General features: G+C 60.9%; 23 protein-coding genes and 7 pseudogenes. 19 read left to right on the top strand and 11 right to left on the bottom strand.

The annotated features are described in order from the left end of the window. Together OCK02_RS20705 and OCK02_RS20700 are read right to left on the bottom strand one after the other, a co-directional pair. Entirely contained in the window at nt 1-930 is a 930-nt protein-coding gene (locus tag OCK02_RS20705) for an NAD-dependent epimerase/dehydratase family protein (protein WP_263814660.1), read from the bottom strand. A 65-nt stretch (nt 931-995) separates the two neighbouring features. Further along, a complete protein-coding gene (locus OCK02_RS20700) occupies nt 996-1796 on the bottom strand; it encodes a cyclase family protein (RefSeq protein WP_263814770.1) in 801 nt (266 codons plus the stop codon). A gap of 374 nt (nt 1797-2170) precedes the next feature. Between OCK02_RS20700 and OCK02_RS20695 the strand changes: the two genes are divergently transcribed. The 3 genes from OCK02_RS20695 to OCK02_RS20685 are packed head-to-tail and all read left to right on the top strand — an operon-like array spanning nt 2171 to nt 4943. Continuing rightward, nucleotides 2171-2866, top strand: coding sequence for a GntR family transcriptional regulator (locus OCK02_RS20695; protein WP_263814659.1), 696 nt, complete (start codon nt 2171-2173; stop codon nt 2864-2866). 41 nt (nt 2867-2907) lie between these two features. Then, nucleotides 2908-4617, top strand: a complete 1710-nt coding sequence (locus OCK02_RS20690; protein WP_263814769.1) for an IlvD/Edd family dehydratase — start codon at nt 2908-2910, stop codon at nt 4615-4617. 2 nt (nt 4618-4619) lie between these two features. Next, nucleotides 4620-4943 (top strand): GlpM family protein, encoded by a 324-nt coding sequence (locus tag OCK02_RS20685; RefSeq protein ID WP_263814658.1) that lies wholly within the window; start codon nt 4620-4622, stop codon nt 4941-4943. A 138-nt stretch (nt 4944-5081) separates the two neighbouring features. Here OCK02_RS20685 and vapC read toward each other — a convergent pair whose 3' ends face one another. Together vapC and vapB are read right to left on the bottom strand one after the other, a co-directional pair. Continuing rightward, complete coding sequence (gene vapC, locus OCK02_RS20680; RefSeq protein ID WP_263814657.1) at nt 5082-5483, bottom strand: type II toxin-antitoxin system tRNA(fMet)-specific endonuclease VapC; 402 nt, start codon at nt 5481-5483, stop codon at nt 5082-5084. Then, the gene (vapB, locus tag OCK02_RS20675; protein ID WP_112596715.1) at nt 5483-5713 is read right to left on the bottom strand and encodes a type II toxin-antitoxin system VapB family antitoxin; all 231 of its coding nucleotides are present in this window, start codon (nt 5711-5713) and stop codon (nt 5483-5485) included. The genes vapC and vapB overlap by 1 nt, the downstream gene beginning before the upstream one ends. Before the next feature lie 186 nt (nt 5714-5899). Between vapB and OCK02_RS20670 the strand changes: the two are divergent. Next, nucleotides 5900-6043 (top strand): annotated as a pseudogene (locus tag OCK02_RS20670) (IS110 family transposase); the annotation flags it as partial. A 103-nt stretch (nt 6044-6146) separates the two neighbouring features. On the opposite strand, the pseudogene OCK02_RS20665 reads toward OCK02_RS20670, so the two are convergent. Continuing rightward, a pseudogene (locus OCK02_RS20665) lies at nt 6147-6330 on the bottom strand (hypothetical protein). A gap of 202 nt (nt 6331-6532) precedes the next feature. On the opposite strand from OCK02_RS20665, the gene OCK02_RS20660 reads away from it, so the two are divergent. The 3 genes from OCK02_RS20660 to ligD (OCK02_RS20650) are packed head-to-tail and all read left to right on the top strand — an operon-like array spanning nt 6533 to nt 9367. After that, on the top strand, nt 6533-7435 hold the full coding sequence (locus tag OCK02_RS20660) for a Ku protein (protein ID WP_263814656.1): 903 nt from the start codon (nt 6533-6535) through the stop codon (nt 7433-7435). Nucleotides 7436-7446: 11 nt separating this feature from the next. Beyond that, nucleotides 7447-8259 carry a Ku protein gene (locus OCK02_RS20655; RefSeq protein ID WP_263814655.1) on the top strand — a complete coding sequence of 271 codons (813 nt, stop codon included), beginning with the start codon at nt 7447-7449 and terminating at the stop codon, nt 8257-8259. A gap of 55 nt (nt 8260-8314) precedes the next feature. Then, nucleotides 8315-9367 (top strand): non-homologous end-joining DNA ligase, encoded by a 1053-nt coding sequence (gene ligD / locus OCK02_RS20650; protein WP_263814654.1) that lies wholly within the window; start codon nt 8315-8317, stop codon nt 9365-9367. A 15-nt stretch (nt 9368-9382) separates the two neighbouring features. On the opposite strand, the pseudogene OCK02_RS20645 reads toward ligD (OCK02_RS20650), so the two are convergent. Further along, nucleotides 9383-9604 (bottom strand): annotated as a pseudogene (locus tag OCK02_RS20645) (DUF4334 domain-containing protein); the annotation flags it as partial. A 68-nt stretch (nt 9605-9672) separates the two neighbouring features. After that, nucleotides 9673-12315: a DNA ligase D gene (gene ligD / locus OCK02_RS20640; protein WP_263814653.1), complete on the bottom strand. Its 2643-nt coding sequence runs from the start codon at nt 12313-12315 to the stop codon at nt 9673-9675. A gap of 510 nt (nt 12316-12825) precedes the next feature. Between ligD (OCK02_RS20640) and OCK02_RS20635 the strand changes: the two genes are divergently transcribed. The 5 genes and pseudogenes from OCK02_RS20635 to OCK02_RS26220 all read left to right on the top strand — a co-directional run bounded on the left by OCK02_RS20635 (nt 12826) and on the right by OCK02_RS26220 (nt 16050). Further along, nucleotides 12826-13092, top strand: a complete 267-nt coding sequence (locus tag OCK02_RS20635; protein ID WP_263814652.1) for a hypothetical protein — start codon at nt 12826-12828, stop codon at nt 13090-13092. 294 nt (nt 13093-13386) lie between these two features. Continuing rightward, nucleotides 13387-14217: an SWFGD domain-containing protein gene (locus tag OCK02_RS20630; protein ID WP_263814651.1), complete on the top strand. Its 831-nt coding sequence runs from the start codon at nt 13387-13389 to the stop codon at nt 14215-14217. 51 nt (nt 14218-14268) lie between these two features. Further along, nucleotides 14269-14943 (top strand): annotated as a pseudogene (locus tag OCK02_RS20625) (protein-L-isoaspartate(D-aspartate) O-methyltransferase). A gap of 3 nt (nt 14944-14946) precedes the next feature. Next, on the top strand, nt 14947-15126 hold the full coding sequence (locus OCK02_RS20620; RefSeq protein ID WP_263814650.1) for a hypothetical protein: 180 nt from the start codon (nt 14947-14949) through the stop codon (nt 15124-15126). A 43-nt stretch (nt 15127-15169) separates the two neighbouring features. After that, nucleotides 15170-16050: pseudogene (locus OCK02_RS26220) on the top strand (erythromycin esterase family protein). Between the two features lie 283 nt (nt 16051-16333). Here the strand turns inward: OCK02_RS26220 and OCK02_RS20600 are convergent. Further along, nucleotides 16334-16474 carry a hypothetical protein gene (locus OCK02_RS20600; RefSeq protein WP_263814648.1) on the bottom strand — a complete coding sequence of 47 codons (141 nt, stop codon included), beginning with the start codon at nt 16472-16474 and terminating at the stop codon, nt 16334-16336. Between the two features lie 9 nt (nt 16475-16483). After that, on the bottom strand, nt 16484-16690 hold the full coding sequence (locus OCK02_RS20595; RefSeq protein ID WP_263814647.1) for a hypothetical protein: 207 nt from the start codon (nt 16688-16690) through the stop codon (nt 16484-16486). Nucleotides 16691-16858: 168 nt separating this feature from the next. On the opposite strand from OCK02_RS20595, the gene OCK02_RS20590 reads away from it, so the two are divergent. From OCK02_RS20590 to OCK02_RS20565, 6 genes and pseudogenes are all read left to right on the top strand, one after another. Beyond that, nucleotides 16859-17056, top strand: a complete 198-nt coding sequence (locus OCK02_RS20590; RefSeq protein WP_263814646.1) for a hypothetical protein — start codon at nt 16859-16861, stop codon at nt 17054-17056. 33 nt (nt 17057-17089) lie between these two features. Further along, entirely contained in the window at nt 17090-17404 is a 315-nt protein-coding gene (locus tag OCK02_RS20585; protein WP_263814645.1) for a plasmid stabilization protein, read from the top strand. Between the two features lie 47 nt (nt 17405-17451). Continuing rightward, nucleotides 17452-17898: pseudogene (locus OCK02_RS20580) on the top strand (CBS domain-containing protein). A gap of 69 nt (nt 17899-17967) precedes the next feature. Beyond that, nucleotides 17968-18453, top strand: a complete 486-nt coding sequence (locus OCK02_RS20575) for a DUF305 domain-containing protein (RefSeq protein ID WP_263814644.1) — start codon at nt 17968-17970, stop codon at nt 18451-18453. 10 nt (nt 18454-18463) lie between these two features. Beyond that, nucleotides 18464-18697, top strand: a complete 234-nt coding sequence (locus OCK02_RS20570; RefSeq protein ID WP_263814643.1) for a hypothetical protein — start codon at nt 18464-18466, stop codon at nt 18695-18697. 11 nt (nt 18698-18708) lie between these two features. Next, complete coding sequence (locus tag OCK02_RS20565; RefSeq protein WP_263814642.1) at nt 18709-18879, top strand: hypothetical protein; 171 nt, start codon at nt 18709-18711, stop codon at nt 18877-18879. A gap of 83 nt (nt 18880-18962) precedes the next feature. On the opposite strand, the gene OCK02_RS20560 is transcribed toward OCK02_RS20565, so the two are convergent. After that, on the bottom strand, nt 18963-20768 hold the full coding sequence (locus OCK02_RS20560) for a thiamine pyrophosphate-binding protein (RefSeq protein WP_263814641.1): 1806 nt from the start codon (nt 20766-20768) through the stop codon (nt 18963-18965). Between the two features lie 26 nt (nt 20769-20794). Continuing rightward, nucleotides 20795-21055, bottom strand: coding sequence for a hypothetical protein (locus OCK02_RS20555; protein ID WP_263814640.1), 261 nt, complete (start codon nt 21053-21055; stop codon nt 20795-20797). A 273-nt stretch (nt 21056-21328) separates the two neighbouring features. Between OCK02_RS20555 and OCK02_RS20550 the strand changes: the two are divergent. Next, nucleotides 21329-21445, top strand: a pseudogene (locus OCK02_RS20550) (LLM class F420-dependent oxidoreductase); the annotation flags it as partial. Between the last annotated feature and the right edge of the window lie 84 nt (nt 21446-21529).

Genomic DNA, 21529 nt, shown 5'->3' with positions numbered 1-21529 from the left:
TCAAACTCCTTCAGACTTGCCGTTTTCACGGTTGATTGCGGCAACGAACCAGCGAATTCCCTGCTCCAGCGAGATGGAAGGCCGATATCCCAGCTCTTCCGTCGCCGCTGATATGTCGAACTCATGCTGGGTGTCGTCACCCGGATCGGGGCCATCACCCAGGGATATCCGCGCCTGCGGCAGGACCTGCCGGACGAGCGCCGCCGTCTCTCCCAGCGTCTGATAGTTCGCCCCCGTAAGATTGAAGACGCGCGTCGAAAGCGCTTCTGCATCGAGGCCCGCAATCAGGCCGTCGGCAGCATCGTCCGCATGGATATACTGGCGATGGAAGTCCCTGCCCCAGGGAATCTCCGTTGCCTTGCCCGACTGGGCGTCTCGCAGCATCCGCCCAAGAAGACACGGTGTACTTCTGTTCGGGCCATAGACCCAGGAAAGGCGGAACGATGCGGCATCGACACCGTGCTCGCGCGCAAATGCCGTCACCAGCGCCTCGGCTGCAAGCTTGGTCGCGCCGTAGACCGTCGAGGGTGCCAGATGTATATCCTCCTTTACCGGCCCCTTCGCCGTCGAGCCGTAAACGCTCACCGACGAACAGTTGATGAAGCGGCGCACCCGAGCGATTCGGGCCAGTTCCAGCACATTCGCCGTTCCCATGACGTTGACCGCAACGAGGTCATACGGGTTATCACGTGCGACCATCGGGCCGGAATAAGCGCCACAATGGATGACTGAATCCAGTTCTCCGTCTCCGGCCAGCGCGTAAAGGCGATGGACGTCCTTGAGGTCGCAGGCGATGACATTTCCGAAGGGAAGGACGGCCGAATTCCTGTCGATAGCGATTACGCGGTCACCGCGGGCGACCAGTTTTTCAGCCACCGCCTGCCCGACCAATCCCGCCGCACCTGTGATAAAATGGGTTCTTGCCGCCATGGCACACTCCGTCGCCAGCACGCATGACGCCATGCGCACCCTCATGAAAGCCGTGAGGAAAAAGCTTATTTCTTGAGCCGCATCGCCACCGGGCGCATCGGCGCACCCGTTGCTCCGCGCAGCTTTATGCATGCGCCGAAGAAGGCAAATTCATGCACGCCGTCTTCCGCAAGCTCTTCCAGGTTCACGATCTCGAGGATCGGAACGCCGGCCTCGGCCAGAAGATAGGTATGCACCACCTGCCAATTTTCCGGATCCGCGGACGGCGCCTGCTCGAGGCAATGATTGTCCGCGCCGATGATGATCGCTCCGGCCTTGGCCAGGAACTCCGCGCCTTCGCGATTGAGGCCAGGAGGGTTGGGCAGGTAGGTCGACCGATCCGGCCAGAGCCGCATGCGGCCCGTGCGGATCAGCACGACATCACCGACCATCAGCTTGATACCCTGATGCTTGAGACATCCACGCAGGTCCGCCTCGCCGATACCGTAGCTTGGCGGAAGCACATCCACGCCATGCAGGGCAGCGACATCAAGCATGATGCCACGCGCGATGATTGGCGGATGCTTGTCGGCGCCCGCCTTGCGCCATGCACGGCTGCCGAGGTGCTCGTCGACCGAGAAGCCGTTGAAGATCTTGCCGTCATAGCCGAAGTGATTGAAGGCATCGATGTGCGTTCCCGTGTGGGTGTACATCGAGATGGCATCGCCGGAGTAGGATACGAGATCGTTGGCAGCCGGACCGACTTTCATCATGTCGTCGATCTTTTCGCCGCGCGGCGTGTGCGTCATCCAGATCTGATAGGGTTGATCCTCCGCACCGAACCAGCCCGGCATGCCGATGAAATTGTCGACCGAAAGGTCGTACATTCGCGTCGGATCCGCCCGATCCATGATCGCCTTGCGGGTTTCACCCGTGACGAGATTGAGCATTCCGATCTCGTCTTCGGAGCCGAAGGGGCTGACCGTCGCCTTACGGAAGGCAGCCCCGTGAGCCGCGATCTTTTCCTTAATCGCTTCCGTGACCAGGCATTCGGAGCACATCGCACACCCTCTCTTTTTCAGGTTCCCTCGGCATTTTGCAGGCCTGAGGCCGGATTGCCGTTTGCTTATGAATTCATCGATAGCACCAACGTCATTTCGACGTCAACAAAATAAACAACATTTTTGTCGACAATCTTGTTGCCTACATGTATGGTCAAAATCAGATAAGAATGAGTGCGTCGAAGAACGGGGGAGAAAACGTGAGAGCCCAGAAAGACATACCAGCCGGCGATACCGAGGCGAAAGCCTCGCGCCAGGACCCCGTCGCTGCGGTCGTGATGGCTCTCGAAGAAGACATCGTCCTGGGCAGGCTTCATCCGCGCGAACGGCTCATCGAGGAAGAGCTTGCCGAGCGGTTTTCCGTTTCGCGTCATTCGCTGCGGCTCGCGCTGGCGGAGCTTGACAAGATGGGCCTGATCGAACGTTTTCCCAACCGCGGGGCGATGATACGGGCGTTTTCAGCTTCAGACGTAGAGCAGCTCTATGCCGTTCGCGAACTGCTGGAATCCACCGCTGCCGCACAGATCGTGTTTCCGGTCGATGAAACGCATATCAGCGAACTCAAGGCCATCCAGACAAACCACGACGCAGCCGTGGATACGGACGACCTCGTCGGCGTCTTCAGGCACAATCACGAATTCCACCGCAAGCTTTTCGGGCTTTGCCGCAACCACTATCTCGCCAGCGCGATCGAGACCTATTCGCAGCGCGCACATGGCATTCGCTTTCTCGTGCTGGCCGACAAGGCGGAGCGTGACAAGGCCCGCAAGGAACATCACCAGATGATCGCCGCGCTGGAGCGCGAGGATGGCGACGCACTGGTGGCATTGTGCCGGCAACATCTTCCGGCGTCGAAACTGGCCTATCTGCGGGCCTTCGGAAAGATCGTCGGCTAGCCCGCCGGTCTTTCTCACCACCAACATTTCCGGAGCATTTTATGACGGACAAGCAAGAGCCGGTCGGGATTTCGCGCGGCCTCACCAACTATGGCGACTTCGACTTCGCGCGCTATCTCAGGATGTCATTCGCGCGATCCATGGGATATTCCACGGAGATGCTCGCCCGCCCCGTCGTGGGCATCGCAGGCACCTACAGCGAATTCAACAACTGCCATCGCCTGGTTCCGGAACTGATTGCCGCAGTCAAGCGCGGGGTCATCGCGGCCGGCGGCCTGCCGCTTGAGTTTCCGACAGTCTCGCTCGGCGAGGTCTTCCTGAAGCCGACCAGCCTCTTCTTCCGCAACCTCATGTCCATGGACACCGAGGAAATGCTGAAGGGCCAGCCGATGGATGCCGTCGTTCTGATCGGCGGCTGCGACAAGACGGTTCCGGCTCAGCTTATGGGGGCCGTCTCGGCCAATATTCCGGCCATTCAACTCGTCACCGGACCAATGATGACGGGCCGCTGGCGCGGTGAACGCCTCGGCGCCTGCACGGACTGTCGACGTTTCTGGGCGAAGTATCGTGCCGGTGAGCTCGACGGCGAGAGCATTCAGGAAGTTGAGGGAAGCCTGTCGACGACCGCCGGTACTTGCGCGGTGATGGGAACAGCCAGCACCATGGCAGCCATCGCCGAAGCACTCGGCATCATGCTACCAGGCACGGCCGCGATACCGGCCGTGCATGCGGATCGGCTGCGCGCAGCCGAAGCAAGCGGCGTGGCCGCCATGCGGCTGGCCCGCGACAAGCTGACCCCGGACCGGATCATTACCGCCAAATCCGTGGAAAACGCCCTTCGCGTTCTGCTCGCCATCGGCGGATCGACCAATGCGATCATTCATCTGACGGCGATTGCCGGGCGTGCGGGTATCAAGATCGACCTGCAACGGCTGAACGAACTCTCCGACACGACACCTGTGCTTGTCGATCTCAAGCCCACCGGCAGCTACTACATGGAAGACCTTCATGCTGCCGGTGGCATTGGTGCCGTCATGCGGGAACTGAAGGATCTGCTGCATCTCGACTGCATGACCGTATCGGGCGAAACTCTCGGCGAGCGTCTTGAAGCGCCGCAACCCTATGTCGATCGCAAGATCATCCACGCCGTATCGGCACCACTCCAGCCCGAGGGCGGCCTTGTCGCGCTCTTCGGCTCGCTGGCTCCAAACGGTGCGATCCTCAAGCGCGCGGCCGCCGATCCGCGCCTGTTCGAATATGAGGGACGCGCTGTGGTCTTCACAAGCCTGGAGGATATGGCAGCCCGCGTCGACGATCCCGACCTCGACATCAGCGAGGACGACATCATGGTCCTCCAGAATGCCGGGCCGAAGAGCGCATCCTGCATGCCGGAAGCCGGCTATCTGCCGATCCCGACGAAACTGGCACGCAAGGGCGTGAAGGACATGCTGCGCATCTCGGACGCACGCATGAGCGGCACCGCCTACGGCACAATCGTTCTCCATGTCAGCCCCGACGCCGCATCAGGCGGTCCGCTTGGACTCGTGCGAACCGGAGACCGCATAAGGCTATCCGTCAAGGAGCGCCGAGTCGATCTTCTGGTCGATGCAGCCGAGCTCGCCCAGCGTACACCGGCAAAAGCCCCTCCCCTTGCCAAGCGTGGCTATGCCCGCCTCTATGGTCAGGAGGTGCTGCAGGCCGAGCAGGGATGCGACTTCGCCTTCCTCGTGCAGGAACCGGCCGGGTCGTAAACTTGGATATTCTCTGGAAAAGCCTGCTTGGCGGCGCGATGACGGCGATCATCGCGCTGGCCGCCAAACGTGGCAATACGCTCCCCGGTATCTTGCCTCTGTTCCCGCTCTTTGGCTTCATCGCCCTGATGATCGTCGGCGCCAAAAACGATATTGACGCTTTCAGAGAGACTTGCATTGCCAGCGCGAAAACGCTTCCCGCCTATCTGGCGTTCGTGACGACGTGCTACCTTGGCATTAGCGCCTTCCCCGCCGCACTCACGGTTTTGCTCGGGATATTCGTTTGGGCGATCGCTGCATTGATTATATTCAGATCTTTCCAATAACAGCACGCTTTGCAAGCAACAAATAGATCCCATTTTAGATCGCCGATTAGTTTCCTTATCAGAACCACCGACCTGGCAATAAATTGTAGCGTCTAGCTTTGCCTGCTTCTACAGCCGGTAGCGATCACAAGAGCGATTTCAGATGGCCCAATCTTCGACGCGTAAGCCTGCCACGCGATCAAATTCGCGCCGGTTGTTTGTCACCACAATTAATCCGCGGGAGCGCGCGTGCCCTGCGATCAGTTGGTCATACGGCCCTATAGAGGTTCCGTTCCGAGCGAGTTCAGCACGCACCTGGCCGGTGTGGATGGCCGCTATGTCATCATAAGGCAACACCTCAAGTCGAGCCGCAAAACCCTCGACAACGGCCAGATTGTGCTCTTGCCTCGCCGACTTTTCTGCCCCGTAAATCAACTCCATCAAGCTTACTGAGCTTATGCATAATTGACCGTGGTGGCGATTGAACGCATCGCGCACCTGTTGGGGTCTATTCTTGATGGTGAAAATGCAGATGTTGGTGTCCAACATGTACTTCAGCATTAGAATGCCTCGCGCTCCTGCAAGGCAGGCTGATCACGTTCGCTCATGAAGTCGGGGGTCGCCGCCGCACCCTCGAACCAGCTATCCCAAGCCTCGCCGGCGGGAGCAATAATTCGAGTGCGCCCAACCGCAACGATATCGACACGCTTGACATCATCAGGCAGAGCAACGGCCTTTGGCAGCCGAATGGCTTGGCTACGATTACTCTGGAATACCGCACCCTGTTCCATGGCGCACTCCTTTGGCATCTACACATGGCATATCCCAAAAGCTAGTGCGCGAGACAGGATATGTCAATGGGATATACGCCGGAGGACTGATTGGTGGCTTACAAGCCCTTGAGATCCCATCGGGGGTGAGTAGCGGCCTGCACCGTGGCAGAGTGAGGTCGCTAGAAAACTCTCTGGAGGCCAACCATGCCGATAACAGCAGGTCAATCTCAAGCGCAAACCGCTACTCTCGTCGATCTTGGCGCAATTTTCGTCTCGTTGGAATTGAGCAAATCGACCTGGCTGGTGACAGCTCTGTCACCTTGCAGCGAAAAGATGTCCCGACACCTCACCATCCGAAGGCATTTTATATTGTTTTTGTAGATCTAGCATAGGAAAATCGATTCCGTGCATGTTCTGGTTCTTTCAGGGGCGAGTCGTCGCGGCACGCTTCTCAGTGCTTTGTATGCCGGTCGCCGCGATTGCCTTCGCCCGGCTCAGTCTTGGTTTTCGCTTCGTGGCGGCGGTCGGCGGACAGAGATCGGCCGACATCGACGCTTTCCTTGAACTGGCCCTTCTAATCACGGCGGACATAGAGCTTTGTCTGTTCCGGTATCGATGGCCTCACGCTTCGTCATCACATATTCCTTTCCGGTTGTGATCCGGGAAGAACGCACGGAGCAGCAGGAAAGATGCAGCGAATCAAGGACATATTGCAGACTCGCAATGAGGGAGGCGAGTCGTCGCTAAGTTATTGATTTTCGATTCATTTTGAATCGGAACAAATTCGCAGGTGATTCGCTTGACTCGCGTTGGTTGCGTCGAGTCGGGAGTTTCGAGATGGCCCAGCGTGCTCAGTGGAAAGGCTTCATCAAATTCGGAGAGGTGAGCTGCGGCGTCGGGCTCTACACGGCGGCGAGCACCTCCGAGCGCATCTCCTTCCATACGATCAATAAGAAGACCGGCAATCGAGTCAACCGCATCTTTATCGACAGCGACACCGGCAAGGAAGTCGAGCGCGAGGACCAGACCAAGGGATTCGAGGTCGAGAATGGCCAATACGTCATGATCGATCCCGAGGAAGTAGCCGCGACAATTCCCAAAAGCAACAAGACGTTGACGGTCGAAGCCTTCATTCCCTGCTCCGATGTCGACGATGTCTATTTCGACAAGCCGTACTATCTCGTGCCGACCGACCGCGTTTCCTCGAATGCGTTCACCGCGTTGCGCGACGCCATGGACAAATCGCAGGTTGCCGCCGTGGCGCGCACCGTTCTGTTCCGTCGGATGCGGACGGTACTGATCCGCACGCACGGCAAGGGGCTGATCGGCACGACCATGCAATACGACTATGAGGTCCGCTCATCGGAAAAGGCCTTCGAGGACGTGCCCAAACTGAAGATCAAAGGCGAGATGCTTGATCTCGCCAAGCACATCATTGCCACCAAGAAGGGCTCGTTCGACGCGGCGGAATTCGACGATCGATACGAAGCCGCCGTGGCCGAGTTGGTGAAAGCGAAGATCGAAGGCAAGGCGCTGCCGAAGCGCAAGGAGGTCAAGGTCTCGAGCCCGGACGGGCTTCTCGCGGCGCTGCGCGAAAGCGCCAAGATGCTGAAAGCTGGCGATGACAAGCCGAAGCGCGCGGACGCCAGTGCCAACAAGGGTAACGGTCGCAAGCCGGCGGCGGGTGGCGCAGCGTCGAAAGCCCGCAGCCCGTCGGCTGCACAGCGTAAAGCCGGTTGAGGAGACGGATCATGGCACCGCGCCCCTATTGGAAAGGCTACCTGAAGCTCTCTCTCGTCACCTGCCCCGTGTCCATGTCGCCAGCGACGTCGGAGAGCGACAAGGTCCGCTTCCACACCCTGAACAGGCAGACCGGTAACCGCGTGGTCTCGCGATATGTCGATGCCGTCACCCGCAAGCCGGTCAAGGTTGATGACGAGGTGAAGGGTTATGCCCGAGGCGAGAACGACTACGTGCTCCTCACCGACGACGATCTCGACGCCGTGGCCCTGGAAACGGTCAAGACCATCGACATCGAGAAGTTCGTGCCGCGAGACAGCATCGAATGGATCTATCTGGAAAAGCCGCATTATCTGGTGCCCGACGATCCGGTCGGACACGAGGCCTTCGCCGTCATCCGCGACGCAATGGCGGCGGACAAAGTCTATGGCGTCTCGCGGCTGGTGATCGGCCGGCGCGAGCGCGCCGTCGTGCTGGAGCCGCGCGGCGAAGGCATCGTCGTCTGGACGCTGCGTTTCGGCGACGAGGTGCGACCGGAGCAATCCTATTTCAAGGACATCGACGACAGGTCCGATCCCGATCTCGTCCCGATGGTGCAAAAGTTCATCAAGCGGCACACCAAGGAATGGTCGCCGGACATGGTGTCCGATCCGGTGCAGGACGCCCTTCTCGACATCATTGCGAAAAAGAAGAAGGCGCTGAGACCGTCGAAGAAGGGCAAGACCAAGGAAGACGAACGTCCGTCGGGTGGCAATGTCGTCGACATCATGGACGCGCTTCGCAAGAGCCTCGCCGCCGGTGAAAAAGGCAAGCGCGCATCCTGAAACCGTCACGGACAGCACCTATGTTCGATCTCTCTCGCACCCGTAATGGACATCCATGAAGAAGCGCCGATCCGCCATCCCCCTGCTCGACGAATCCGGTACGGCACTGCAGTCGCGGCCCGTGCGCAAACGCGATCCCGCGCAGCCGAACCTGCCCTTCGATCCGATGCCCGAGCGCGTGGAACCGTGCCTCGCCCTGCTTCGTCCGACGCCGCCGGAAGGACCGGATTGGCTTTACGAAATCAAATGGGACGGCTATCGCCTCGCGCTCCATATCGAGCCGAACGGCGTGCGGATCATCACGCGTGGGGGCCACGATTGGACGCACCGCTTTCCTGGGATTGCCGATGCAGCCAAAAAACGCGGCGTCGGTACGGCCATCCTCGACGGCGAGGCGGTGGTGCTCAACAAGGAAGGACACTCGGACTTCGGGGCGCTGCAGCGTTCGCTCGGCGGTCGCGGCGGCAAGCGCGCGTCTACCGAGGCGGTCTTTTTCGCCTTCGACCTCCTCTATTTCGATGGGCATGATCTGACCCGGACAGAGCTTTCGGTCCGCCGGCACCTGCTGGAGGATTTTCTCGACGGCGCCGTCGGCGCGGTGCAGTTGTCCGAGGAAGCCCATGGCGACGGCACTGATCTGCTCGCGAAGGCCTGCTCCATGGGGCTCGAGGGTATCATCGCCAAGCATCGAGACCGGCCCTATCGCTCCGGCCGCACCGGCGATTGGATCAAGATCAAATGCGTCCAGAGCGAGAGCTTCATGATTGTCGGCTACGAGCGTTCCGAATCCGCTCGCGGCGGGATCGGCAGCTTATTGCTGGCCGCGCGGCGCGGCGACACCTGGGTCCCGGTCGGCTCGGTCGGGACCGGCTTCAAGACCGCCGACGCCGAGTATCTGCGCAAGACGCTCGACAAGCTGAAGACCAAGAGGCCGGTCATCCCTCTGAAGGGCAAGAACTATGTCTTTGCCCTGCCGACGCTGATCGCTGAGATCGAGTTCCGCGGCTGGACGGACGACGGCAATCTGCGCCATGCCTCCTACAAAGGCCTGCGCGAAATCCAGGACAATGCGGCGGTGTTCGATATCGGCGACAACCCGGTTCGGTAAAGCCTCATGATCGGAGAATAGGCGATCGTCACCGCTGATCACCATCGCTCCCATGGCACGCTTGGCGTCGATCCGCCGGCGGTGGTCGATGATGGGCTGCTCGTCATAGACCATGGCGGCACTCGCCAGACCATCGAACGATAGCATTTTCACCGAGGCGACAGGACCGTTCGCCCTCAGGCGGCGCTGGAGGTAGGAGAACAGGTTTCGTGGGGCCCGCGTCTTACCGAGGTGGTGGCGCCAGTCTACGGATGCGCCGCATTTTCATTCGTGCTGTGTGGTTTCGATGCGAGAACGGTCGAAGATCATGCTGCTGCCTTCCGTTTGCCCAGCCGCTTGATGGCCTGCTCCAGCGGCCGTTGCCCGTCGTAATAGTCTTTCCAGGCGCTCGTCTTCGACAAGAGGGTCGGGACCGTCCGGATGGTGAACCGCTTCGGGTCGAGATCGGATTTGACCTGCGTCCAGGTGAGCGGCATCGAGGCGGTAGCGCCCGGCCGTGCCCGCGGCGATAGCGGCGCTACGGCCGTCGCCATGCGATCGTTGCGCAGATAATCGAGGAAGATGCGCCCTTCCCGCAGGCTCTTGGTCATCTTGATGAGATAGGCATCGGGATTGTCGCGTGCCATCTCCTGGCAGACGTCGTGGGCAAAGCCCTTCGCCTCAGCCCAGGACAGCGGCTTGCGCGCATTGACCTCGAGCGGCGTCACCACATGCAGGCCCTTGCCACCGGTTGTCTTGCAGAAGCTAATGAGCCCGAGGTCATCCAGCCGGTCGCGCATCTCGCGCGCCGCCGTCACCACGGCGGAGAATGGCACGTCCGGCCCGGGATCGAGGTCGAACACCACCCGTCCTGGCACTTCCGGCTTGCCCGGCTCGCAATTCCAGGGGTGCAACTCGACCCCGCCGATCTGCGCGATGGCAATGAGTCCTTCGACCCGGTCGACCTGCAGATAAGGCTTCTTGTCGCCGAAGACCTTGACCAGTTCCAGCAGGTTCGACGTGCCCGGCATCGCGTGCCGCTGGAAGAACTGTTCCCCGCCGATGCCATCGGGCGCGCGAATGATGGAACATGGCCGTCCCTTGACGTGCTCGATGAGCCAGGTGCCGACAGCTTCGTGATATCGAGCGAGATCCTCCTTAGTGACGGGCTGTCCGTCGCCGCCGGCATCCGGCCACAACGGCTTGTCCGGGTTGGAAATAAGCACACCCATGACTTCGGCCTTTGCGCCTTTGCGGCGAGTGGGCTTCGCCTTTGCCACTGCAGCTGGTGCCGGTGTTTCGGTCTTTGCCGGCAAGGCGGGTTTCTCGGCCTGGACCTCCGCGGCCGGCTTATCCTCCCGCAGGCCCTTGAACGCGGCTTGGCGGACCAGGCCATCGGCGGTCCAGCCGGCAAACTCGATCTCCGCGACCAGTTGGGGTTTGAGCCAGACGACCTCCTTTTCCTTCTTGGGCGCGCCAATGCCCGTAAAGGGCGACGTTGCCGCTTCCGCCGCCTTCAGCTTGGGCAGCAGCGTTTCGACCTTCTTGGCGCCATAACCCGTGCCGACCCGCCCGACATAGACGAAGTGGTCTCCGCGGTTGACCCCGACCAGCAGAGATCGGAATTTGCCGTTCGTCTTGGCATAGCCGCCGATGACGACCTCGTGGCCGGCCCGGCATTTCGACTTGGCCCAGGCTTCTGTGCGCCCTGACCGATAAGGCGCATCCGCCTGCTTCGAGACGATGCCCTCGAGCGACAGCTTGCATGCCGAGCGCAATACGGCATCGCCGCCGGTCTCGAAGTGCTCGACGAAACGCAGATGCGGATCGTCGGTCCCGTCGGCAAGCAGTTCCTGCAGCCGGCTCTTGCGGTCTGTCAAAGCCTTCTCCCGTAGATCTTCGCCGCCGTCGAACAGGAGGTCGAACGCGAAATACACCAGGTTGCCTGTGGTGCCTTCCGACAATGCGGCCTGAAGCGCGGCAAAGTCTGGTGCCCCGTTGTCGTCGAGGGCGCAGATCTCGCCGTCGATGATGCAATCGGGAAGCTCAGTGGCGGCCTTCGCGATCTCCGGATACTTTGCCGTCCAATCCAGCCCCTTGCGTGTCTTTAGGGTCACGGCTCCGTTGGCAATCCGCATCTGGATGCGGTAGCCGTCGAACTTGATCTCGTGCAGCCAGTTATCGCCGGCCGGCGGTCGCTCGAGCGTTTCGCAGAGCTGCGGGGCGATGAATTCCGGCAGGTCCACAGCAGTCGACGTCGCCACCTCCTTCCGCGCTTTCTTCTTGCGTTCGTCAGCCGCCAGACCCTTCTTGCTGTCCCAGACGGCATCCGCCTCGACATCGCCACTCGCCATCATAAACGGCGTCGGCTTGCGTCCCTTGCCGCCGGCGATCTGCTCCATCGTTCGAGCCGACGCGACCGAAGACCTGTTCGCGTCCAGGATTGCCGCGCCATTCTCTCCGACGGAATGCTCGTCATGGTGCTTGATCAGCAACCAGTTCGTCCGCTTGCCGCCGTCGCGGTCGTTGCGCATCCGCACCAGCACGAAGCTTCCATGCAGGCGCTTGCCGTGCAGGACGAATTTGAAATCGCCCTTTCTCAAAGCCTCTTCCGGCAACTTGTTGCCTTCCGGCTCCCAGTAGCCTCTATCCCACAACATCACCGTGCCGCCGCCATATTGGCCTTTCGGGATCGTGCCTTCGAAATCGCCGTAGTCGAGCGGGTGGTCCTCGACCTCGACCGCCAGCCGCTTGTCATGCGGATCGAGCGACGGTCCCTTGGTGACGGCCCAGGATTTGAAGACGCCGTCGAGTTCGAGTCGGAGATCGTAATGAAGGCGCGTCGCGTCGTGCTTCTGGATAACGAAGCGGGGCCGGTTGGACGACTTGACGGTGGTCGCGCCGCTCGGTTCCTGCGTCTGCTTGAAGTCCCGCTTCTTCTTGTAGGTTGAAAGCTTGTCACCCGCCATCTTCGACCTCGATACGCTTCGCGTTGCCGGCACCCGGATCGAGGGAGAAACCCGCTGCGGAGGATAGTTGTTCCCGGCTGGTCTCGCGGACCATAACCGGTTTCAGGTGTTCGCCATCTCAATATGCTGCGCCGGTGGCACAGGGCCGCTGGGTTTACGAGGAGACCGGCAAGTCGAAGGCCGAAAACGTTCGCGCTATCTGATCGAGTGACCTGGCGTGCGGCGCTATAGGGCGCCGCCGCCGATGCCGTCAAATCGGCGCGGCCGCCAGCAGAACCGCGACGGGGACCGTGATCGCCGACGCGCTAAGCGCCACGGCAGCTGCAAGCCTGATCAAGCGCGCGTCGCGCACGCCGAGGATCCCATTCATACGCCATCACCAGTTCCTCCATCCGAGAGAACAGCATGTGCCAGCCTGAGTGTCCACCCCGGCGTGACCAGCGGCCCGCCTCCTCAAAGGTCGCCATTGCAAAGCGGCAGTCGGCTCTTATCTCTTCGTCGCGGAGACCAATGGAGAAGCCGGCAATGAGAGGATTTGTCACCAACGTCGCGATTGGCGATGCTTTCGAAATCCACGGGCCAAGCAAAAGCAAAGGCCGCGACCAATGCACGACCGTCTGTCTCTGCTGCGAGAGAGCGGACCAGCCGATGGACGATGACGGCTGCGGCATCTGCGACGCGTGCCTCGGTCTACCGGTTCGCGAGAATGACGCTCTGGAAGGCCTTGAAGTTCACGCAGGCTCCACCTATTTATCGCTCACCACCCGTAAAGGATGACTGCCTGCAGCGATAATGTCTTGTCGCGCGTTCGTAGTCGTCCGGGTCCGAAGGGCGCTCCCCGAAAGGGTCGAGCGCCCTTCGTCATTTTAGATAGCCCGCCCTCAAGCCGAGCCGCTGCCGGAGCCGGCTGCCGAACCGGAAGTACCCTTCGCATTGCTCACAAACCGTCGCCTATCGATGCACGCCATCCCTACGCCAACTGGGAACAATGCCAGACCAAGACAGTTGGTGACCTGCAGGTCCATTTGCCTGCAGCCCAACATTTTATCAACTTCTTGAAGGAGGAAACCCATGGCAAGGGATTGGGAAAACCGTGACGCTAACCGCCGATATGGCGACCGGGGCGATGAATGGCGGTCCGAGCGCGACTGGTCCGACAGAGCGAGCGACGAGGCACGCTCCTGGTTCGGCGATGAGGATGCAGAGCGCCGCCGCATGATGGATGACCGCACGCGAAACGAGCGTGAGAACCGCCGCCACTCCGGCGGAGACGATCGGCGTGAGGACCGGTACGGCATGCGGCCCTTTGCCGGACGCGACACCTATCTAGGCTATGACTGGCCGTGGTCGAAAAGCCCCTCCGGCGGCTACGACCGCGACACGTACGGCTATCCCCGCCGCCAGTCGGACGACCGCTGGCGCTCCGGTTCGAGCGGGCGGGATTACCGCTCTTCCGGGGATCGCTCCCGCTGGGACAACGGTCGCGGCTTCTTCGAGCGCGCAGGCGACGAGGTGGCCTCCTGGTTCGGCGACGAGGATGCGAGCCGGCGCCGGGAAATGGACGCGCGCCATCGCGGCCGCGGCCCGAAGAACTATACCCGTTCGGACGAGCGCATCGCCGAGGAGGTCAACGACCAGCTGGCCGACGATGCCCATATCGACGCCTCGGATATCGAGGTGTCCGTCAGCAGCGGCGAGGTGACGCTCAACGGCACCGTGACCGAGCGTTTCGCCAAGCGCCATGCCGAAGATATCGTTGAGCGAGTTTCGGGCGTCAAACACGTCCAGAACAATCTTCGCGTTTCCGAACAGCAGACGACGTTGACGACGCAAACCGAATCGACGCGCACCGACCAGTCCACGACCGGCGGCGTGGGCTCGTCCGCAACGTTCCGCCATTAAGAAAAAGGCCGGTCCCGGAACACGGGGCCGGCCTTTCTCCCGGAGGTTGCCATGCTCGACTACCGACATGCCAGACACCAGACGGTCGAACGCCACCTTGCACGACGCGGCATAAGAGATACGCGCATCTTGAAGGCAATGGAGGCCGTTCCGCGCGAAGTCTTCGTGGAAGCGGGTTTTGAGGAATTCGTCTATGAGGATTAGCCGCTGCCGATCCCCGAAGGGCAGACGATCTCTCAGCCCCACATCGTCGCCCGCATGGCGGAGGCGGCGGAAATAGACCGGCACGACACGGTGCTGGAAGTTGGCGCCGGATCCGGCTATGCCGCCGCGGTGCTGAGGCATCTTGCCGGGCAGGTTGTAGCCATCGAGCGACATCCCGCGCTGGCGGAAAAAGCGATGGCGCGGCTCGCGCGGCTCGGGCGACACAATATCGACATCCGCGCCGGCGACGCTACGAAGGGCTAGCCGGAAAAGGCGCCCTTCGATGCCATCATCGTCTCGGCGGGCGGACCCGCCGCGCCGAAGGCGCTGAAGGAATAGCTCGAAATCGGCGGCCGCCTCATCATGCCCATCGGCTGGCAGGAGCGCTCGCAGCGGCTGCTTCGCTTTACCAGGCTTGCCGCCAATCATTATGACGAAGAGCATCTCGGCGGCGTGCTCTTCGTGCCGCTGATCGGCGATGGCGGATGGGCCGAACACCCCGCCCAAACCAAAAAGTCCTAGCCGGTGCGCATCGCAGCCGCCGGCGAGGACCTGCCCGGCCCCGACGATCCGGCTTTTGCCGAGACCTTCGACCGTTCCGCCGAACGCCGCGTGGTCGGCGAAGCGAGCCACGGCACCTCGGAATTTTCCCGGGCGCGCGCCTCGATCACAAAACGTCTGACCAGCGGCACGGCTTTTCCATAGTGGCGGAGGAGGCCAACTGGCCGGATGCGGCTGCGATCGCTTCGTGTGCGGGCGGCAGAAGTCGGACGGGGAAGCGCCCTTCCGCCGTTTCCCCGCCTGGATGTGGCGCAACACCGATGTCGACGCCTTCGTCTCTTGGCTGAAAACGCACAATGCCGGCCGTCCAGCCGATCGGCGGGCCGGCTTCTACGGGCTCGATATCTACAAAATGCGCGACTCGATCGCCGCCGTGCTCGCCTATCTCGCCGCCACCGACCCGCAAGCCGCCGCTGTCGCGCGCGAGCGCTACGGTTGCCTGACGCCCTGGCAGAACGCCCCCGGCACTTATGGCCGAGCGGGTGCTGACCACCGGTTACCAAGCCTGCGAGGATGCTGTGGTGCGGCAATGCCGGGAGCTTCTTCACCAAGCCATCGAGACGGCCGGCGACGACGCCCTTTTCGACGGCGCGCAGAACGCCCGCCTCATTGCATCCGCGGAAAAATACTACCGCATCATGTGTTACGGCGGCGCGGAAGCCTGGAACCTGCGCGACCCACATGTTCGAAACGCTCGACCATCTGCTGCAGCGGGCGGGACCGAAGGCCAAGGCGGTGGTCTGGGCGCACGACTTCCATATCGGCGATGCCCGCCATACCGAAATGGGCAAGGTGCGCGGCGAATTGAATATCGGCCAGCTCTGCCGCGAGAAATACGGCGATGCCACCGCGCTGATCGGCCTCGGCACGCACAGCGGCACCGTCGCCGCTGCCACAGATTGGATCAATCTGTCCGGCCCGCGCTGGAGGAGAGCATCGACCGCTGCTGCCGTCTTTCGGGAAAACGGCGTTTCCTTCTCGATTTCTCCCGCCAGCCCGACCTTGCCGAAGCGCTTCCGCCGAGCGCTTGGAGCGCTTCATCGGCGTCATCTACCGGCCGGAGAGTGAGCGCCCAAGCACTTGCCCATGTCGAACTGGCGAGGCAGTTCGACGCCTATGTCTGGTTCGATGCAACCCGTGCCGTCACGCCGCTCTCTTCGGAGACCGGGAATGGGCGCGTGCCGGATACCTTCCCGTTCGGGCTGCAACGTCGGTCGGTCGGCCGGCGCTCTTGCCGGTCGCTCCGAACGGGCGGCTGGTCCGTTCCTAGTGGCGACTTTCCTGGTTGCGCCCGCGTACCATGTTCCGATCATCGGCGTCCGACAGCTCCTTCATAGGCTCGGCGAGCTTGTCACCCTTCGCTTTCGCGTGGCGGAGACCTTTCGAGGATTTGAGGTCTTCTTTCGCCGGAAAGTCCGCGCCACCCCCCTTTTGTGTTTTCCTTGCCTTTGATGACGCGTTGCTGCTGATCGTGTGTTTTCTTTCCGACCATCACGGCCTCCTATCGGTTGGCGCGCTGACGGTCGCGCGGATCGATGCCGCCAGAGCGGTTGGTGTTGTTGTCGGTGTCGCCTTCGAAGGTGTTGTCGCCTTCCAGCAGCTCCGCGTCGGCCGGTGACTCCAGGCCTGCCGACTGGCCGATACCAGGGTTCTCTTTGAGATCCTTGTCGGTCGGCTTTTTCGTCTTGTCGTGCTTGTTGGTGGTCATAGGGAGGGTCCTCCGTTGTCACTCTTGGGCTCACCTGTGGAGGGAGAGGAGGTTCCTCGGCGGCGGAACAAAATCTAGTCGCGCGAATTGGCTGCGTGGGATGCGGCCGCCCTAACGCGTGGCGAAAACGCACTCCAAGCGCGCTCCAACGCCCCAGGAGAAACAACGATGAAGCCTTCCGACCTCGACGAGGAGCTGTGGGAAATCCGGGATATCCTGCACCGGGCTGTGCAGATGCACATCGCCGACAATACCGAGGGCGCGAAGGCCGCGACCAAGGAGGCCTATCAGCGCTTGTCGACGCTCCTCGATGAAACGCAAAGCAATCTCAAACCACCGGGAACAACACCTCTTGAGGGGAGTTGAGGCTGATTGACCTCAGCCAAAGGAGACCCACCTATGCCCCGTGGCGACAAGTCGTCCTACACCGAGAAACAGAAACGCAAAGCCGAACATATCGAGGAAAAATATGAAGATCGCGGCGTTTCGAAAGATGAGGCCGAGCGGCGGGCCTTGGCTACCGTCAACAAGGAAAGCGGCGGCGGCAACACGTCCGGCTCCGGTCGAAGCCATCCGGAAAATCATGCCTCGTCGGAGAAAGGCGGGCGAAAGGGCGGAGCGGCATCCGCAGCAAGGCCGAAGGCCGAGCGTTCTGCTTCCGCCAAGAAGGCCGCAGCCACCCGCAAACGCAACGACCAGCACTCGCACCATTAATGGTTTCACGCCGTCTCGGGTGCCTTCAGCGAGAAGGAGTTCGAACGATGAAAGTCAGCGACGTCATGACGCGCAATGTGCGCATCGCCAATGCGAACGAGACGATTCAGGACGCCGCCCGTATCATGGGCCGAGATCGACGCCGGAGTCGTGCCGGTCGGCCAGGAGGGTAAGCCCGTTGGCATGCACACCGACCGGAATATCGCCATCCGGGCAGTGGCCGAGGGTCTGGGTCCGGGAACCAAGGTTAGCGACGTCATGTCGCCCAAGGTCAAATACTGCTTCGGGGACGAGATTTCGACCACGTCTGCAGCGATCTCGGCAACCAGCAGATCCGACGCATTCCCGTTCTCGACCGCGGCAAGCAGTTGGTCGGCATCCTGTCGCTCGGTGACGTTGCCGTCGAAACAGGCGGAGATGGCGCCGGCGAGGCACTGGCAGCGATCTCGCAGCGCGGTGGTGCCCATTATCAGTCTGGCGCGCAGCCGCACTGAGGCGGAGCCGTTCACGGGTTTGGGGCCGACGCATTCCCGCCGGCTTGTCCGGTGGTGGAGGAATGTCCCATGAAAGACAGGAACGCAACACGTCACTGGATGCACAAGTATCCCTATGCCGCCTTCGCAATCAACATGATCGTCAGTCTGGCTGTCATGTACCTGGTTATGTTCTCGATGATCGACGGCCTGGGCGACTTCCGGAATAATCTGAACATGTTCTACATGGGCCTAACCATGGTGGCGCCGATGGGAGTGCTCATGCTGGCGACTATGGGCGGCATGTATCCGAACCGGACGGCCAATTTCCTTCTCATTGCCGCGCTCGTCATCTTGTTCATTGCAGCTTTCGGCGCCACGCGAACTGAGGCGCTGATCGGCGACCGGCAGTTCATCGCCTCGATGGTTCCGCATCATTCGGGTGCTATTTTGATGTGCAGAAAGGCAGCGCTGCGCGATCCCGAACTGTTGACGCTCTGCGCCGAGATCATGGAGGGTCAGCGCGCGGAAATCGACCGGATGAACGCAATCGACGCCCGCCTCGACACCGAATGAGGAGACCGACATGGCACCCCCGAAGGAAATGGACGACGTGCTGCTGAATCTTCCGCTCCGGATCGGCACCTATGTGCCGGACGACCTGCTCGAAGACTGGTTTGCCCCCGGAACAGGAATGAATCCCCCGGCAGAAGCTGCCCTCGAAGCCGCACGCGCCTATGGCCACCGGTTCGAGTGCGAATTCAAGTACTACCGCGAGCGCAAGGAAGGAGTGTTTTGGAAATGGGTTCCCGCGATATGATAGGAGAAACGATGGAGGCAAAGGCCGCGAACGCCATCATCGAGGAACTTGAACGGCAAGCAGCGGAAGCTCCGCAACGACTAAGCGTGCGCCGACAGGGCGAACGGGTCGATGTCCGCGGCGAGGTCGACGTCGATGCTGTAGTGATGGTCGTCATAGGCTCGATGGCGGGCGGGCCATGAAACAGCCGTCGCCCGTAGCGACTGCGCTCCAAATTGAGAGATCACATCCTCATCGTCGGGCCTTAGGGCCCGCCCGCTTATCGTCAAGGGATACCTGGAAGACTCCCGCTGTTTTCGTCCAGCTCGGGTTCGTCAGTCGAGGCATTCATCCTTGTTGCAAGTGGCTCGCGCGCTATATTCTGCTCGATCTCCTCGTGGCCCGGTGTTCCGGGAAGCGCCTTTCTAAAATTGGCAGCATAGTCCTTGGGCATTTTGGGCGGCATCATCGGTTCGTATCTGTCGACATTCGCCTGAACGATGACCGGACCCTCCACGGCAAAAGCCTCATCGAGCACTCGTTCCATCTCGTCGAAGGTGGAGATTGTGAAACCTCTCCCACCCATTGCCTCCGCCGCCATGGCGAAATCAATAGGTGCGAGTTCGCACGCAAACTGAGGATGGCCGAGAAACATCATCTGCTCCCAGGCGATCTGATTGAGCATGCCATTGGAAATAACGAGGAGTTTCAGAGGGAGTCTGTGTCGAACAGCGGTTGAGAATTCCCCCAACTGCATGGCGAGGCCCCCATCGCCCACGACAGCGTAGAGATTGCGGCCGGGGCAAGCGAGTCCTGCTGCGATCGCGTAAGGCAGACCGGAGGCCATCGAGGCAAGCGCGCCCGAAACTGCAAAAGCGTTGGTCGTTTTTAGATCGATATGCCGCGCGGCCAGTTCCGTGTTCTGTCCTGAATCCGTCACCAACATCCCCATTGCGTCGACACGCCGGCCAAATGCGTGCACCACGGGCTGAGGCTTCAATGGCGACGAACGATCCGATGTCAACACGGCCATCTGCGCGCGCCATGTCTGCATCTTTTTCTGCGCGTCTTCCAGGAACGTCCCTCCGGTCTTGGCGTCCAGAAGAGAATTCAATCGTGACAGAACGGCGCGAGCATCGCCGACCAGACCACATTGGACCGGATGCCGAAGTCCGATACGTTGAGGATCGAGGTCGATCTGAACCGCTTTGACGGACTGCGGGTCGGGATAATATTCGATGTAAGGAAATGTCGAGCCGACGATCAAAAGCGCATCGCAGTCCTTCATAATATCCTGGGAAGGCGCTGTACCCAATATCCCGATACCCCCGGTTGTATGGGGATCATCGTCATCCATGATCGCCTTTCCCAGCAGCGCCTTGGCGACCGGCGCGGCCAGCAGCTTGGCAGTCAGTCTCAATTCTTCCCGCGCTCCCAAAGCGCCGCGTCCGGCCAGGATCGCGACCCGATTTGCGCGATTAAGCAAAGCGGCCGCCTGCTCGATCAGATCCTCCGAAGGAAGGGGCTTGTACGAGAACCAGTCGTTGGGAACGTGCTTGGGAAGATTGCGGCGAGACCGGCCCTGTCCCGCCGGTTTTTCCTGCGTGTCGTTGGCAATCGAGATATGCGCCACACCGCGTCGCGCCATGGCCGTTCGGCAGGCGAGGCTTGCGGCATTTTCCATATGGGCCGCGTCGCTGACGATCGTATTGTATACACTGACGTCCTCGAAAACCCTCGTCAGATTGACGTCCTGCTGTGTGAAGGTCTCGGCGAGGTCGTGGTATTGCATGCCGGTGACAGCAAGGACCGGGACCTGGTCCAGCTTGGCATCGTAGAGACCGGTCAGCAAGTTCGTGCCGCCTGGTCCTGAAGTGGCGAGGCAAACACCAAGCTTGCCCGTCCATTTCGCATAAGCGGTCGCCATGAAGGCGGCAGACTGCTCATGACGGACCTGAATGAAGCGTATCGCCTCCTGACGTTTGCGAAGCGCTTCCACGATACCGTTGATGCCATCACCTGGGAGGCCAAATATGGTGTCGATCTTCCAGTCGATCAGCGTATCTACGAGGACGTCTGCCGCGGTCGCCATGTCAAGCCCTTCCTCCGGTTGGTCGATCAATCGCGATTGGCCGTCACTGGCGGGGGAATGTGCCCCGTGTGATGCGTGGGATTCGTGACCGGATCGCCTTTCGTCGGCTTTTCATCCGTCTTGGAGACATTCCCGCTGCGTACTGGGGGAATGCCGGCTTTGTCTGAAGCGGTATCGGGGGCTCGGTCCGGCATGGGTTCGCGCTCCACATCCAACGATCGCTGCGAGGTCGGGTTTTTGCTTCCAGATCCCGCATTCTCGCTCAGTTGGCGATTATTGTCCGTCATCGCATTGTCTCCTTCGTATCCATAACTCGCAGAACCGTGGCACTGAGGCCCTGTAAATCCAACGACGCGGCGGCCCTATCGTTCCCGAGACAAGAGAAGTTTGCAGTTCCGCTCAGCTCGTGCGACCGGCGCATACTGACTGCGGCAGGAAACAATTTGGGTGGGTGGGCGTTGCGAGAAGCCATTCGCAGAGAGGGTAACGCGTGCCCGGCGACTGCTGCGGTCGCTTTTTGCCGTTTGCACATACACTGAACAGTTGCGAGATCAGATCGTATAATTGGCTACGACGCTTCACACGAGCAGTTTGCACCAAGCGAATTGCTGGAATTCGTGCGCGCCGCTGAGGGGGCTGGTTTCGATGCGGCAATGACATCCGAACACATTGCGCCGTGAAGCAGATGATGTCCCAGGGAGTGGTGTAGCAGGTTAGCGGTGGCCATCAGTGTTTTTCCGGTAGGGTCGGTTTGTCAAAGA

It is taken from the genome of Rhizobium sp. TRM96647 (genome assembly GCF_025780115.1).
Lineage (GTDB): Bacteria > Pseudomonadota > Alphaproteobacteria > Rhizobiales > Rhizobiaceae > Mycoplana.
The sequence above is the reverse complement of the archived record's forward strand: the minus strand, read 5'-3'. Positions and strand labels throughout refer to the sequence as shown.